This is a genomic window from Rhizobium glycinendophyticum, from assembly GCF_006443685.1.
In the GTDB taxonomy this organism is placed as follows: Bacteria; Pseudomonadota; Alphaproteobacteria; order Rhizobiales; family Rhizobiaceae; genus Allorhizobium; species Allorhizobium glycinendophyticum.
On the sequence record NZ_VFYP01000009.1, the window covers coordinates 25,283 to 40,668 of the forward strand.

Here is a 15,386-nt window from a genome sequence, read left to right on the forward strand (position 1 = left end):
TCCACCAGCGGTCAACATCTGATTCAGTGTCGGCATGAGCCAATAGGATCTGACCGACCCTGAGTGGGGCGTGATTGAGCCGCTGTTGCCCAACAAGCCACGAGGTGTGCCGCGTGTTGATGACCGCCGCGTGCTTAACGGCATTTTCTGGGTTCTGCGATCAGGTGCTCCTTGGCGTGATGTGCCACAGCGATATGGCCCCTATACCACCTGCTACAATCGCTTCCGACGTTGGATGAAAGCGGGAATCTGGGACGGTTTGATGGACGCCATCACCAGCGCATCGCATGATCGGATCACGATGATCGATGGCACTTCAATTCGTGTACATCATTCAGCGGCGACATTGAGGGCGGACCATCCAGATCGCTGCCTTGGAAGAAGTCGAGGCGGTCTCACAACCAAAATCCATGCTTTGACCGATGGAAAGGGATTGCCAATCAAGATTGCCATTACACCCGGCCATGCCCATGACCTGACGGCAGCGAGCGAACTACTCGATAATCTTCCGTCGGGTGCGATGCTTCTTGCGGACAAAGCCTATGATGCCAACTGGTTACGCTCAAAGTTGAGAGCGGAACGCTCATGGGCAAACATTCCGCCAAAGTCTAATTGAAGCAAGCCAATCGTCTTCAGCCCTTGGCTTTACAAAAAGCGCAATCTCATTGAGCGTTTCTTTAACAAGCTCAAATACTACAGGCGGGTTGCAACCCGATATGACAAGCTCGGAATGACGTTTCTCGCGATGACGAAGCTAGCTTGCATCCGCATCGTACTCCGTCATAACGAGTCCACGGCCTAGCACACAGCTATTTGAACCAACGAGGTCCCTGTTCTTCGAACTGCATCCCGGCCCGTAGCTAATCAGGCAACATCAAAAGGCCAAACACACGACCGACAGAATTCCTCGTTCGCGGACTACGGTCAAAGAATCTTCTTGCCAAACTGGGGGATCCACACGCGCTCCGCCGCGATCCCTTCCACAGACTTGGAAGCTCCGCTTCGCGAGGTCGATCGCAAGGATATGCACCTTTGTCCTCTGCCTTTTCTGCGTGAGCGCCACCATGGCGCTGGGCACGTATTATACTCCGATGCCTGCTGGAGGGGGCATCCACCCCATCAGTTCAGATCCTTGCAACCCGTCCCGATCGCATATCCCGTCGTTTTGCCTGACTTACCGCTGTAACGCGTTACGAGCTTGTCACCATCATACAAGGCACCGCATTTGCCGAAGTACTTGATGTTAAAGTCTTCCTTTGCGAGGGCGGATGTAGATGCGAAGGCTGCGAGACCGATTGAAATCATGCCGACCGAAATAGAGACCCGGTGTGGTTTCACGGAGTATTCCTTTCCTTCAATATTAGCGTCAAAAGATGTTTTCGAGGCGGACAGCTACAACTCTCGCCGCTGCATTACCCAAAGGACCCGTCCTGCAACGGTCTCCAGACGGTCCTTTGTCACAGGCCTCGCTGATCGCGCGGATCGTCGAAGCGGTCAGCAGGCCATTAACAGGCCCAGCGTATTGACCGGCCTTCCTTAATCCCTGCTGCAGAACATACACATAGGCGTTTTGATTGGCAGTCCTGACTGCTTCGATGTATCCGCGTCTTTGCGTGATAGGAAGTGCGGCGATGTGCTGGTAGAGGTTCTCAAACTGAGCGAGGCTTCTTGCAGTCAGAGCTTCCAGCAGAAAATTCTCACGCCCACGCTCATTGTCACTGAGAAGCTTTGAGTACTTTACGAGGACCGTTTTCGCCTTAGTCGGAGACGCTGGAAACGCCTTACCTTTGCCTGATCTGTAAGCGCCAATCAAAGCTTTTGCTGCAGCAGCATTTCCCTTGTCAGCCTCTTCAGTCAAAATCCGCACCGCCTGAGCAGGATTCTTTGGCACACTCTTTCCACGGAAGTAAAGTTCCGCAAGGGTAGTTGATGCTCCTGATACCCCCTTCTGGCGTGCCTCTTGCAGCAGCTTTAAGCCCTGCCTTGCATTGGACTGCCTGCCGAACGCACGGTTGAGATGCGCATTAGCCAAGATCACGATGCTCTCATCGTCACCTTTTTCAATCGCCTGTGTCAGGTAGTCCCGAGCCTTTATCTTGCCGTCGACGCCCATCGCGCCCTTGAGATACAGACGCGCCAACTGCTTCAACGCTTGCACTTTACCGCCATCGGCAGCCTTTTGGTAAAGTGCGACAGCTCTATTCACATCCGCATCGACATAGTCGCCGTTGGACAGCACATCGCCGAGATAGAGAGCCGCGTCCAGATTGCCGTTATCAGCTTCGGCCCGCAGAAGCGCGACGGCTTTTTGCGGATCTTGATCTTCGCCGAAACCCCGCAGTGAGGCATCCGCAACCCTGCGCCAAGCTTTGGAACTACCGCTTGCTTGTGCCGCGGCGAAATAAGACGCGGATTTTTTCAGGTCTGCCGGTACCAAGACCCCATCACGGTAGATCTCGCCAAGCCTTATCATGGAGTCTGCATCGCCCGCATCGGCAAGCCTGACGTTAAGCTCAACCAGCCGCTCTCCGCTGTCTGACATCCAACCAGCATCTGAATAGTAACGAATCAATGACCTCGTCGCGTCCGCATAGCCATCCAAACTCAGACCCTCAAGGGCTGCCAAGCCGGCATCTCGCTCGTCGTCCCCAAGTTCCCCGGAGAGCTGAACATCCGCCAGGCGCCATTTGGCTCTTTTCTCCCCGCTGTCTGCGGCCTCACGCAGGAGTGCGATGCCGCGCTGCTGATCAGCTTCGACGCCTTCACCTTTCAGATACAGCTCACCCAGCTGGACCTTCGCGTAACCATATCCTTTCTCCGACGATGCCTGCAGGAGCTCGAGCGCGCGCGCGGTATCTCGCGGCATGGTCTTGCCATCAAGCAGGAGACCCCCGAGCCGTGATTGCGCAGCCGCATGGCCCTCGGCCGCTGCCTTCTCGTAGAACTCCAAGGCCGTCTCAACGTCGCGCGGCGCTCCTTCTCCCTTTCGCAACGCCTCAGCCAAGATATATTGCGCACCGGGATCGCCAAGATCCGCGGCCTTCCGCGTGTATTCCAGAGCTTTTGCTTTGTCTTGAGGGACAACCTTACCAGACTGATACTCTGAAGACAGTTTACGCCATGCGGCGGCCGATCCAGAGGTCCCCGCCTCTTCCAATAATGCGAGCGCTCTCGGCACATCAGAGGGAACGCCGGATCCCGACAGATAAAGCTCAGCAAGGCTTCGCATCGCTTCTGCATCGCTCTTGGCCAGATCCTGCAGCTTCGCCAGTGCTTCTGACTTCTCTGCCTCCACCTTGGTCGATTTCACGATCTTCACGAGGGCTGAATAGGTGGAAGGCATTACTCCGGACGACGCCGCCCAGGTATTTTGAAGGGTAGTACCGCTCAATAGAAGTGCCAGGAGTATGGTCGTGCCTTTGAGAAGCTTTGGCCGTTTCATGAGAAGTCTCCTATAGGGAAGGTGTCGATATCTTTTCACCCGGCATACACAAGCTGTAAACCTTAAAAGCGCGCAAAGGTCCCAGACGAGGATACCAGGAAATGAGATGCCATTGCGAATGTCTATAGGATTCAGGGCGCTGAGATTGTGACAGCTTCGGGGCGAGGCTGAGTAACGAATGTGTTATCGCAGTGCAGCACGACGCTCATACTCGCTCAATCGCTCCTCCGGATGTTACAGGTAAAGTAGTTTGCAGCCCGCCGTCGGCACTGCCGAAAGCCGGGCTGTTCATTGTCCGTCGGGCTACACGCGAGAAGTTTAGTGGAAATTGAACCGACTAAGGATAAAACGTCGTGGTTGTTTCATCTCAGAAACGGCCGGCAAGATCCTGGTGCGGCAGGTCGTTGCCAACCTCACCATCGGCGGGCCGCGCCGCAACTGTCTGTTCACCACGGCGACGAAATCTCTCTATTCGATCTACACCACCACGACGGGCACTCAACGCCCCCGAAGAAAAACACTCGCACATTCGGATTGGGAGGTCAGCGGAGGAATATCGAGGACGGGTCGATCTCCTGCGTCGGGTCCAGATCCTGCTCCGCCTGAGGAATGGTTTGACGAGTGAACCCGCGCAGGCCAGAGACTTCCTCCGCATCGCGTTCGATCTGCACCTCGCTCATGGCATAATAGACCGCAAGCTTGGCATTGGACATCAGCGCATGAAGGTGGATGCGCTCGTAGCCATGCGAGGCATCAACGCCGAAGGTGATGAGCGCTGTGCGCACATCGTAGCCCGCCTCGACCGCAGACGCGGCATCCGAACGATAGTATCGGAACACGTCCTTCTGCACCGGCACGCCCAGATCCAGGCAGATCTGGTGTAGCTTCTTCGACAAATGGTAGTCGAAGGGACCGGTCTGGTCCGCCATGGCAAGTGTCACGCCAAATTCCTGGGACGCTTGTCCAGGCGCCGTCGTGCCGTTGTCGATGGCAAGTAGCGAGGCAATCTCCGGCACAAGCGCTGCCGAGGCCCCGACGCCGACTTCTTCGCCGATGGTGAATAGCCAATAGGTGTCGACAGGGGTCTCGACCTCCTGACGCTGCATGGCCTCAAGTGCGGCAAGCATAATGGCGACGCCGGCCTTGTCATCGAGATGCCGGGAGACGATGAAGCCGTTGTCCAGAAACTCCGGTTGGGGATCGACCGCAACGATGTCGCCGACGTCGATGCCGAGCTGCACTAGTTCATGGCGGTGGCGGGTAAGCGCATCGACCCGGAGCTCAACATGCGGCCAACCCGTCGGCTGGGTGTCGACCTCCTCGTTGAACGTATGACCAGAGGCCTTGAGCGGCAGGATCGTCCCGCGGTAGATGCCTTTCGATGAGAAGATCGATACCCGAGCGCCCTCGGCAAAGCGCGCCGACCAGTGACCGATCGATACCAGCTCCAGCCGCCCGTTTTCTTTCAGCGCTTTCACCTGCGCCCCCAACGTGTCGAGATGGGAGACGATCCCGCGCGCCGGGCGGCGTGCAGAACCAGGCCTCAGTGCTCTGATTGCGCCCCGCCTCGTCAACATGACGGTCAGCCCAAGTTTTTCCAGTTCTTTCGCGCAATAACGGGCAACCTCGTCTGTAAAGCCAGTGGGACTCGGGATAGAGAGCAAGGCCTTCAAGCGACTTGTCAGATAGTCGGCATCAATGGTGATCGGTTCCTGCATGCACCCAATCTGTCGCGCATACACGCAAGATCAAGCTTTTGAGGGTTCAGATTGCAATCCCCTGAAGGCGGGCCAAGGGCGGGAAAGGCGGTATTTTCGGATGCTGACCGTCGGTCGGCTGCTCTAAGCCAAGTCGTTTGATTTCCTCTCACAGCTATTCCTGAGGTCTAACTATGCTGCAGATGATGGTTGCAACCGCGTGTTCAACCACACTGCTCAGGCTGGTGGCATACCGATTGGCGTCAGGCTTCCGAGCATTCTACTCGTACTAGTGTTGGTCAGAAGCCAGCGTTGGTGTAGACTCAAACAATTGATAGTCTCCATTTCCAACAGCCCTTCATAGCAGCCAGACTGCGGATCGTTGCCCGCCCATGATGAAGTCCTCTCTCGATCACATGCCGCTCCGCAAGCAACGGGAACTCGGGCGCGTCCTGGAAATCCTGCACGAGGAATTCGAGGATGCGTTGAAAGAAGGATCGGCGGAGTTCAAGAAGCGCGGCAGGATCCTAAAGATCATCCTGTTCGGCTCCTATGCCAAAGGAGGGTGGGTGGACGAACCGTTCACGATGAAGGGCTACCGCTCCGACTTCGACCTCCTCGTCATCGTCAACAATCGCAAGCTCTGCGAATTCGCCGACTACTGGTACAAAGCCGCAGACCGGCTGAACCGCGACAATGCGATCGAGACGCCTGTGAGCTTCATTGTGCATTCACTGCGCGAGGTAAACACCTACCTGAAGGAAGGGCAGTACTTCTTCTCGGATATTCGCAAGGAAGGCATCGTTCTCTACGAGCTCGACGATGAGCCGCTGGCCGAACCGAAGCGACTTGATCCCGTCGCTCGGCTCCGGGTAGCAACCGAACTTTTTGAGCAGAGGTTCACCGCAGCCACACGGTTTGAGGAAATGGCGCGCTTGGCCACAGCCCGCGCGTATTTTGAGCACTCCGCTTTCGAGCTTCATCAGTCGCTAGAGCAAGCATATTCTTGCGTACTGCTGACCCTAACCAACTACGGGCCGCCCTCCCACAATATCAAGTTTCTCCGCTCGCTGGCCGAAGGTCAGGATCGCCGGTTGGCCCAGGCATTTCCACGCGACCAGCATCGGGAACGCGCGTGGTTCAACACTTTGAACGAGGCCTATGTGAAAGCACGATATTCCAGGCATTTCGAGATTAGTGAGGAAGCGTTGGCCTGGTTGCATGAGCGGACGGCCATTTTGCTTGATCTTGTAAGGCACGTTTGTACGGAACGGCTTCAGATGTTGGCTCGCAATGCGGGATAAGGGTCACGGGTTTGTTCCGGCGTTCGGCGCATGCCCATAGAGGGACCTATTGCTCTCGGAACTGCGCACTGCGCATTGGGTGGCGCTGGCTTCTCGCTTGTACCCAGACCGAATCTGAAACGGCAGCCGAACCCAAGTCAAGATTGCGCGCTCTGGCGAAAACCAGCCATGTGCTACTCAAAAGGCTCGAACCTGTAGCTGCTCATTCACCAAGCCCACTCGTTGCCCTTATCGCGGGCCGTTTCCACGAGGCTCTATATCTCGCGACGCCTAACCTGCCCGAAGCAAATATAGTCAAGAACCGGACGGCATTAAGTATAAAATCACGATGCGGAAATTCTGTCTTGCTCCACGCCTTGTTCGGACATATAGATAGTCTCAGCGCTCATGATCGCCAAATGATGGGCGCCCCCCACTAGACCCGCTCCTCCCTGAGGAGCGGGTTTTGTCAATTCATAGCCGCAAAGATCTTTGAATCATCTATCTCGCCGAATAGCAGCCGAGGGCAATCTAGTCCCGATGGCTTCGGCCCGCCTGCGGTGGGGCGGGCGCGGTAGATCGAAAGAGCTGCGTGGAAGAAACGGGCGATCCGCCACGATATCCGACGTGCCGGCAGACAGACTGGATGGTCACCGATCCCCCAAGCATCCCGAGCCGAAGAAGTTTTGGTCCAAACCCCGTGTCTGCTGATTATGTTAACCTTAGGCTTGTACGCCCGACATCTCTGCGTCACCATTACGCTTGTGTTCTGTGGGCAAGTCTTCAGGTCGATCGCATGGTCATACGTCGTGAAGGAAACCTCCGAGTCGTAACGGTGAGCGGCAGAGCGCGCGGAGCGCTCCTTGTTGATGCAGCCGCAACGAGGGCAGATGCCGTCGAACTTGAGGCTGCAATGATCAGTGCTGCGCGGTCCACTGGGGCCTGGCCACTGGTCGAACCGGTGAAAGGAACGCTTGCCGACGTATTGAGAATTGCGTGGAAGAAGCGAGAAGGCTGGCACTCGATTGTCACCGGCACCCTTATGTATGCTCGGGCAAAAGGCCTCGTTGACTTCGTCGGCGCGGACCTTCCGGCAGAAGACCTTACGGAAGAGGCTCTTGCCTCCTATCTTGATCGGCAAAATGATATCACGACCTACCGGGCAGTTCTTCAACTTCTCGAGACGGCCAGCCAGAGCAAGATGGTCACATGGCGGCCTGTACGCCGTCTGGGAGCAGGAGACCTCAGTCCCATCGCCTTACGCCGGCCTCCAGCAGGCACCGCGCTCTTCAAGGAGAATTGGCATGATCAAACCGACAGTTCGCCATAGCTCTCGTTCCTCACAAGCAAGGATGAGCACGACCGCACTGCGGCCATTGATCCTTAACGAGGCTGTTTAGGTGGCATCCAGCACGCCCGACTGCACGCCAAGCAAAACCGCAAGCCTATAAGCGCAAAATCTCATAAGTGGCGTCCGCTTCCGGTATCGAGGACAGTCTTGAACACGGGGGAGCGAAATCGCGATCACGTGTAGAAGCGTCTGGCAGCGTCCTGCACCCGATGACACTCTATGTTCCTGCTTCCGCTCAAACACGACATCATGCCGTCAGAGCCGCTTCTCCGTCTCCTGATCGAAGAGGTGCAGGTTTTTCGGATCGAAGGATAGCCCGATCATCTGACCATGCGTGAGGTTCTGCCTCTCCCCGACCACCACATTGATCTCGGGCGAGGTGGCAGAGGAAATATAGGTCGTCGAACCCGTGCTTTCGACCACGCCGACGGGAAGCCGCAACATTGCTTCGTGGTCAGGCACGATGCGCAGATGTTCGGGACGCAACCCGACGATCAGTTGGTCGACCTCAGGGACAGGACGGCCCAACTTGACGACCTGCGGTGATCCGAGATCAAGCACCAGCGACTGACCGTCTACATCCGACGTTGCCGGAATGAAATTCATCGCCGGCGAGCCGATGAAACCGGCGACAAACTTGTTGGTCGGCCGATCATAGAGCTCGAGCGGCGCGCCCTGCTGTTCGATCACCCCCTGTCGCATGACAACGACATGGTCGGCCATGGTCATCGCCTCGATCTGGTCATGGGTGACGTAGACAGACGTTGCGCCGAGCCGATCGTGCAGCGAACGGATCTCCTTGCGCATGTGGACGCGCAATGCGGCATCGAGATTGGAAAGCGGTTCGTCAAACAGGAAGGCCTTTGGGTTGCGGATGATCGCCCGGCTCATCGCAACGCGCTGGCGCTGACCACCGGAAAGCTCCCGCGGATACCGGTGAAGGAGGTTCGACAGACCCGTTGTCGCCGCGACCTCTTCAGCCGCCTTTTTCGCCTCGACTTTCTTCACCCCGCGGATGCGCAGCGAATAGGTTAGATTCTCTTCCACCGTCATATGCGGATAGAGCGCATAGGACTGGAACACCATGGCAAGATCGCGCTTTCGCGGCGGTACATTGTTCATGCGCTCACCCCCGATCACCAGATCACCGGCTGAGATGCTTTCAAGACCTGCCAGCGAGCGCAGAAGGGTCGATTTTCCGCAACCTGAGGGACCGACCAGTGCGACGAACGAGCCCTTCTTGATCTTCAGGTCGATGTTGCGCAATGCGTGATAGGCACCGTAATACTTGTTGACGCCCGAAAGTTCGATCTGGTGGTTCATTTAAGCGCTCCGGAAGTCAGGCCGGACACAATCCGGCGCTGCAGAAGGACGAAGACGGCGAGGATCGGGGTCACATACATCGTGGCATAGGCCATGATGTTGTTCCACTCGTTGGTATTGGGGCCCATGAAGGAGTTGAGCCCGACGCTCGCCGGCTGGTATTCGACGGCCTGGATGATCGACTTCGAGTAGACGAATTCGCCAAAGGCCTGCATGAAGATGAGGATGGCCGACACCAAAATGCCGTTGCGGGCAAGTGGAAGCACGATGTGAAAGAAGGCCCCTACCCTCGAATTGCCGTCGACAAGGGCCGCCTCCTCCAGTTCCATCGGCACGCTCATGAAAGTGGCGCGGACAAGGACGACAAAGAAGGGCATGCTTTTTGCGGCAATCGCGATGATGACCGCTAGGCGGGGATATTCCAGCATGCCGATCTGCGAGAAGCCGACAAAGATCGGGGTGATCATCAACGAGGCCGGCAGGACCTGCAGCATCAGGATCAAAAAGAGCCCGATATCGACCCAGCCATTGCGATAGCGGGCAAGAACATAGGCGCAGCCGGTTCCAAGCACGGTGATGAGGGCAACGGCCCCAGTGGCAATCACCAGCGAATTCCACAGATTGCGCGCCATGTTGCGGCTTTCCCATACATAGGAAAATGCACCCCATTGCGGATCGCTCGGCCAGAAGGTCGGCGGCGTTGCAAACATCGCCGACCCCGTCTTCACGGTGGTGATATACATCCAGTAGAGCGGGAAGAGATAGATCGCGGCCAGTACGATAGCGATCGCCAGCATCAGGCGGTTGTATGCAGTCTCGCTCATCCGCGGATCTCCTGACGCGTCGAGCGGACATAGACGAGCGATGCCAGCATGACAAAGATGATCATGATCACAGAGATCGTAGCACCCCTGGCAAAGTCATACTGCTTGAACGAAAGATCCCAGGCCCAGTATTGCGCGACATTGGACGAATTGTTCGGCCCACCGGCTGTGATGGCGGCAAAGAGATCGAACTGCTGCAGGGTGAAGATAAGGCCAAGCGAAACGATGGCGCCGATCGTCGAGCGCATCATCGGCAGGGTAATCGTCCAGAACCGTTGCCAGACATTGGCACCATCGAGTTCAGCTGCCTCGTAAAGATCCTTGGGAATGCCAGAAAGACCGACGGAGAGCAGGATCATATTGAAGGAAGTCCCAAGCCAGATATTGGCGATGATGACAGCCCAAAGCGAATAATGCGGATCGGATCGCCAGAAGATGTTTTGCGAGATGAGACCGGCCTCGCGCAGGAAGAAGTTGAGGACGCCGAAATCGCCAGAGAGGATCCAGTTCCAGATGGCACCGACGACCAGACCTGGCATGACCCAGGAGACGAGGAACAGTCCGCGCAGCCAGGACGCGCCGGGAAAGTTCGTCCAGAAGAACAGTGCCAATCCAAAGCCGATCAGAAATTGCCCGGCGATCGAGGCCGCAACGAAGATCGCGGTATTGGCGAAGATCGGCCAGGTTTCACGCTGCGAAAACAGAGCGACGTAGTTCTTCAGCCCGACGAACGGGCGAAACAGCGTGCCGAGCGAGAACATGTCGACTTCCTGGAAACTCATCAGCACATTGTAGAGAAGCGGTAACCCCGACATCAGGAACAGGAAGCCAAGCGGGAAAGCGACGAGCCCGATATCGAAGCCGCGCCCGTCGGTGAGGCTGGATAAGATCTTGCGCATGGATGTCTCCGCATGGCGATTGGCATCTCCGGTCGGGCCGCCCCCGCGACTTGGGGAACGAGGACGGCCCTCCGGGAGGTTGAAGAGGCTAAACTGCGGCCTTGATTGGGGCTAGAACCGCAGCTTTCGCCGATCGCTCAACCCGTAACGGCGCTGATGGTCTCTGCTGCTTGATCCAGCGCGTCCTTCGGCGTCATCTGACCGGTCAGGGCTGCCTGTATGGCATCCTGGATTGCTTTGGAGATCTTCGGCCATTCCGGATGCGGACCGCGTGCCTTGGCGTATTGCAGCTGCTCCTGGAACACTTTGAGTGCTGCGTCCTTCTTCTCGTTGCCGGTTGCTGGCAGCGTGATGTCGGAACGGGCCGGAAGCTGGCCGTACTTCTCGAACATCTTGTCGTCCTGGGACGCGAAGTATTCGAGCGCCTTGAAAGCTTCATCCGGGTGCTTGGAATTGGAGAAGATGGCCCAGTTGAAGTCACCCATGGCGGACGAGCGTTCGGCGCCGGCCTCAGGTACCGGCAGAAGCGCCACGCGCCAGTCGAACTTGGCTTCATCCGACATTCGGTTGAGTTCCCAAGGGCCGGAAATTGCCATGGCCGCATTGCCGGAATTGAAGGTGCCGGTCGAATCCCACTGGCCACGGGTCAGGCTGTCAGGCGAGGCAAGCTTCTCGTCCATGATCGTCTTCCAGGTTTCCAAGGCCTTGACTGCACCATCAGTATTGATCTTCTGATAGCTGCCGCCACCCATCTGGGCCCATGGCAGGAACTGGAAAGTCCCCTCTTCGCTTGCCTTGGCTGAGAAGGCGAGGCCGTAGACGTTCTTTGAGGGATCAGTCAGTTTGCGTGCCGCGTCGAGCAGTTCAGCCCAGGTCTGCGGTGGCTTGTCCGGATCGAGACCTTTTTCCTTGAACATGTCGGCATTGTAGTAAAGCGCGATCGTGTTCGTTGCCTTAGGCACGCCGAAAAGCTTGCCATCCCAGGTGACGGAATTCAGTGGCCCGGGGAAATAATTCGCCGGCTTGATCACTTCTGACTTCGCAATCCTGTCGGTCAGGTCCAGAAAGGCACCGCGCGAGGAAAACAGCGCGTGGTCGGGGTTGTCGATCGCGATGATATCGGGTGCCTGGCCGGTCGAGTAGGCGCGCATGGCTTCCGAGACGACGTCATCGAACTGGATCAGTCGGTATTCGACCTTGATACCGGGCTCCTTCTCGTCAAATTCCTTGGCGAGATTGAAGGCCGGCTGCTCCGGCTTGTCGAGGCTCCAGATCGTGATCGTGACTTCTTCCTGCGCATGGGCTGCCATGGCGAGGCCGGATACGCAGCTGAGCGCCAATGCGCCCGCCATCAGGCTGTTGCGGATAGACATGCTCTCCTCCTTTTCGTGTTGGACCATTGATCCGACCGGCTTCCTCCAAGCCTGCCGGCAGTCTTCATTGCGGATCGATGACGAAGTCTCCGCCCCGGCAATTCTTCAGATAGTTCAGGCCATGAACCTGGCCGGTCATCTCGAGCGCGTCGCGGTAGACCGGATCGTGCCAGCCCTCGATGTCGATCGAACCCGACCAGCCCGCGAGCCGCAGTTCGGAAATCACATCCGTCCAGTTGGTGTCGCCAAATCCCGGCGTGCGCATGAAGACGAAGGGATGCTTGCCGAAAATCCCGTGCTCTTTGATCACGTCCCAGCGAATGGTGGCGTCCTTGCCATGCACGTGAAAGAACTTGTGCGCCCATTTGCGGATCTGCGGGATCGGATCGATCAGGTAAACCATCTGGTGGCATGGCTCCCATTCGAGCCCGATATGATCGTCGGGTGTCTCGTTGAAGATCAGTTCCCAGGCATCCGGATTGTGGGCGATGTTCCAGTCGCCGGTCTGCCAGTTGCCGTCCATGGCGCAATTTTCGAAGGCAATTTTGACACCCTTGTCGGCGGCACGTTTGGCGAGCTCGCTCCAGATTTCGCGGTAGCGCGGCAGACTGTCGGTCAGAGGTTTGTTGCGGATCCGCCCGGTGAAGCCGGCGACACAGGTCGCACCGAAATGATGAGCATTGTCGATGCAATCCTTCCATCCTTGCAGGGTCTGCAGATCCATATCTGTTTCTTCCAGCGGATTGCCGAACATGCCGAGCGTCGAAATCGTGATGTCGCGGCCAGCAACGGCCTCGACGCAGCGTTTGCCAAGCTCGGCCAGATCCTGGCCGTTGGTCGTCTGCCAGAAGAAGGGCTCGAAGCTTTCGAATCCCATGTCGGCGATCTGGCCGATGCGCTCGGCTGCCTTGCCGCCGCTTGCGCTGACCATGGTGCCGATACGGATCGATGATGCGGGATTGCTCACGGGTTCAAAATCCTTCTGAAGAAATGTCGACGGCCAGGCCGGTCCGGGCGCTTTCGATTGCGCCGAGGACCATCGCGAGGCTCTTGATATTGTCGGTGCTGACGGTTTCAGGCGTGGTGCCGTCGCGCACGGCGCGGACGAAATCCGACAGCACGCTGCGGTGCCCGTGGGTTTCGGCATCATCCGGCGCTTGCGGCAAGGCGAGCGTCTCAAATCCTCGCAACAGGCCGGGCTCCTTGCCGGCCACGGTCACTTCGAACGCCTCTTCGCCGTCCCAGGTCAGCATGCCCTTCGAGCCGACCAGGCGCCAGGCGCTTTCCCAGCTGGTGCGCCGCCCCTCGGCACACCAGGAACCGCGATAGGTGAAGACGGCATCGCCCGAAAGCCGGAAGATGGCATTTGCGGCCGCCCCATGGGCATACCAGGAGCCGGAGGGATTGGTTTCGACGCAATAGACTGAAAGCGGCTCTTTACCCGAGACGAAACGTGCAGCGTCAAATGTGTGGATCGCCATGTCGAGAAGCAGGATATTGTCCATCGCTTCGCGAAAGCCGCCAAAATGGGGACCGAGGAAGAAATCGCAATGGATGCCTGTGAGCTCGCCGATCAGGCCTTCGTCGACCGCGCGTCGCAAGCGCCTGATACCCACAATAAAGCGGCGGTTCTGGACGACGGCGTGCACGCGACCGGTTTCGGCCGCGAGCTTAAGCAGCATCGCCCCCTCTTCCAGAGATGTCGCGAGCGGCTTTTCGGAGAGTACGTGACAGCCATGGCGAAGGCCGGTGGAAACGACGATTGCGCGGGCCTGAGGCACGACGACGTCGAACAGCATGTTGGCCCGGGTATCCTTGAGAACGGCAGAGAGGTCTGTACCGACGACGAGGTCGGTCAGGCCAAACTCGTCAGCCAGTGCCTGCGCTGTCGCCCGATCGAGATCAACGAGCCCGACAAGCTCCACCTCGCTTTGCAGATCGGCGTCCGCCTGGAGCGCTTTTAGCCAACCTCTGGCCATAGCTCCGCATCCGCATAAAACGGCCCTTGATGTCACTGCAATCCTCCCAAGGGGTAAGCGAATCTCCTCTTTCACTCGCCCCGTAAACGTTTACGATACTAGGAACAGGACCTGCATTGTGTCAATAGATTTTTCGTAAACGGTTACGGAGCGTTCTTCGGGACTGTGGACTGGGATTTGGGAGAGCGGTCATGAAGGGCATCCGGCAATTGGCGGACTATCTCGACATTTCGATCGGGACGGTGTCTCGCGCCTTGAACGGCAAGCCCGACGTGAATGAGGAGACCCGTCAGCGGGTGCTCGAGGCGGCTGAAAAACTGGGCTATGTCGCCAATCAGGCCGGACGTTCGCTGAGAAAGGGTGCAACCGGCATCATCGGCTTCATGATGCAGACCGGCCACGACACGACCGGCCAGGGCGACAGTTTCTTCATGCGGGTTTTCGATGGTGTGCAGACCGTACTTGCCCGGCACAAACTGGATCTGGTGGCGCTGCTCTGCTCTTCGGAAGAGGATCCGGATGCCTATCTCAAGCGCATCGTCGCCCGAGGTTTCGCCGACGGCATCATCCTCTCCGCAACCCGTTTTCAGGATGCCCGCTTCGACCTTCTCTACAAGACCAAGATCCCCTTCATCACGCTGGGGCGAAGCCAGACGGATGTCGGGCAACCCTGGTACGACCTCGACTTTGAAGGCATGGCCGACATGGCGCTCGAGCGACTGGTGGCAAATGGCCACAAGAAGATTGCCATCAGCCGGCCCTACGGGGAAATCAACCTTGGCCATGTCTTCGAAAACCATTGCCGCGTCGTGCTGGCACGTCATGGGCTGGAATTGGCACAGCAGCATGTATATCGCTCAAGCCCGAATGAGGCCGGCGGTTATGCGGTGGCCCAGGCGGTGCTTTCCACCCGCGATCGACCCTCGGCAATTGTTCTGCTCAACGAAGCGACCGTCGTCGGCTTTTATAGGGGACTACAGGAAGCGGGGCTCAAACCGGGTCGTGATATGGCGGTGCTGGGGCAATACAGCCCGCAGGCGCAGTTTCTCCACCCGGTCCTGACCTGCTTCCGGCCGGATCTGCGCTCACTCGGCATCGGACTTGCGGAAAGCCTGCTCGCCACCATGCCAGATTTTGCCCAGCACTATCCGAAGGCTGTTCGTCGCCAGCTCTGGCCAATGACCCTCATCGAGGGCGAGAGCGGATGAGAGGAAA

12 protein-coding genes and 2 pseudogenes are annotated in these 15,386 nt (G+C 57.6%); 5 read left to right on the forward strand and 9 right to left on the reverse strand.

The genetic code is table 11. The annotated features are described in order from the left end of the window. Positions 1–49 precede the first annotated feature (49 nt). Positions 50–802: pseudogene (locus FJQ55_RS22880) on the forward strand (IS5 family transposase). Between the two features lie 317 nt (positions 803–1,119). On the opposite strand, the gene FJQ55_RS22890 reads toward FJQ55_RS22880, so the two are convergent. Beyond that, the gene (locus FJQ55_RS22890; protein WP_140832460.1) at positions 1,120–1,338 is read right to left on the reverse strand and encodes a hypothetical protein; all 219 of its coding nucleotides are present in this window, start codon (positions 1,336–1,338) and stop codon (positions 1,120–1,122) included. A gap of 28 nt (positions 1,339–1,366) precedes the next feature. Next, the gene (locus FJQ55_RS22895) at positions 1,367–3,442 is read right to left on the reverse strand and encodes a tetratricopeptide repeat protein (RefSeq protein WP_140832462.1); all 2,076 of its coding nucleotides are present in this window, start codon (positions 3,440–3,442) and stop codon (positions 1,367–1,369) included. Between the two features lie 379 nt (positions 3,443–3,821). Here FJQ55_RS22895 and FJQ55_RS23815 point away from each other — a divergent pair. Beyond that, positions 3,822–3,950 (forward strand): annotated as a pseudogene (locus FJQ55_RS23815) (SMP-30/gluconolactonase/LRE family protein); the annotation flags it as partial. A gap of 34 nt (positions 3,951–3,984) precedes the next feature. Here FJQ55_RS23815 and FJQ55_RS22905 read toward each other — a convergent pair. Beyond that, positions 3,985–5,160, reverse strand: coding sequence for an osmoprotectant NAGGN system M42 family peptidase (locus tag FJQ55_RS22905; RefSeq protein ID WP_140832464.1), 1,176 nt, complete (start codon positions 5,158–5,160; stop codon positions 3,985–3,987). A gap of 374 nt (positions 5,161–5,534) precedes the next feature. Between FJQ55_RS22905 and FJQ55_RS22910 the strand changes: the two genes are divergently transcribed. Together FJQ55_RS22910 and FJQ55_RS22915 are read left to right on the forward strand one after the other, a co-directional pair. Next, on the forward strand, positions 5,535–6,443 hold the full coding sequence (locus FJQ55_RS22910) for a nucleotidyltransferase and HEPN domain-containing protein (RefSeq protein ID WP_140832558.1): 909 nt from the start codon (positions 5,535–5,537) through the stop codon (positions 6,441–6,443). 892 nt (positions 6,444–7,335) lie between these two features. Further along, entirely contained in the window at positions 7,336–7,752 is a 417-nt protein-coding gene (locus FJQ55_RS22915; protein ID WP_140832466.1) for a hypothetical protein, read from the forward strand. A 276-nt stretch (positions 7,753–8,028) separates the two neighbouring features. On the opposite strand, the gene FJQ55_RS22920 is transcribed toward FJQ55_RS22915, so the two are convergent. The 6 genes from FJQ55_RS22920 to FJQ55_RS22945 form a co-directional block, all read right to left on the reverse strand. After that, positions 8,029–9,096 carry an ABC transporter ATP-binding protein gene (locus FJQ55_RS22920; RefSeq protein WP_140832468.1) on the reverse strand — a complete coding sequence of 356 codons (1,068 nt, stop codon included), beginning with the start codon at positions 9,094–9,096 and terminating at the stop codon, positions 8,029–8,031. Further along, complete coding sequence (locus FJQ55_RS22925; RefSeq protein WP_140832470.1) at positions 9,093–9,920, reverse strand: carbohydrate ABC transporter permease; 828 nt, start codon at positions 9,918–9,920, stop codon at positions 9,093–9,095. The genes FJQ55_RS22920 and FJQ55_RS22925 overlap by 4 nt, the downstream gene beginning before the upstream one ends. Then, positions 9,917–10,819: a carbohydrate ABC transporter permease gene (locus tag FJQ55_RS22930; protein WP_140832472.1), complete on the reverse strand. Its 903-nt coding sequence runs from the start codon at positions 10,817–10,819 to the stop codon at positions 9,917–9,919. Before FJQ55_RS22930 ends, FJQ55_RS22925 begins: the two co-directional genes overlap by 4 nt. A 137-nt stretch (positions 10,820–10,956) precedes the next feature. Next, positions 10,957–12,192 (reverse strand): ABC transporter substrate-binding protein, encoded by a 1,236-nt coding sequence (locus FJQ55_RS22935; protein WP_140832474.1) that lies wholly within the window; start codon positions 12,190–12,192, stop codon positions 10,957–10,959. A gap of 64 nt (positions 12,193–12,256) precedes the next feature. Further along, the gene (locus tag FJQ55_RS22940) at positions 12,257–13,159 is read right to left on the reverse strand and encodes a sugar phosphate isomerase/epimerase family protein (RefSeq protein ID WP_140832476.1); all 903 of its coding nucleotides are present in this window, start codon (positions 13,157–13,159) and stop codon (positions 12,257–12,259) included. Positions 13,160–13,163: 4 nt separating this feature from the next. Beyond that, the gene (locus FJQ55_RS22945) at positions 13,164–14,207 is read right to left on the reverse strand and encodes a Gfo/Idh/MocA family protein (protein ID WP_140832478.1); all 1,044 of its coding nucleotides are present in this window, start codon (positions 14,205–14,207) and stop codon (positions 13,164–13,166) included. Positions 14,208–14,362: 155 nt separating this feature from the next. On the opposite strand from FJQ55_RS22945, the gene FJQ55_RS22950 reads away from it, so the two are divergent. Next, positions 14,363–15,379: a LacI family DNA-binding transcriptional regulator gene (locus FJQ55_RS22950; RefSeq protein ID WP_140832480.1), complete on the forward strand. Its 1,017-nt coding sequence runs from the start codon at positions 14,363–14,365 to the stop codon at positions 15,377–15,379. Positions 15,380–15,386: the final 7 nt, after the last annotated feature.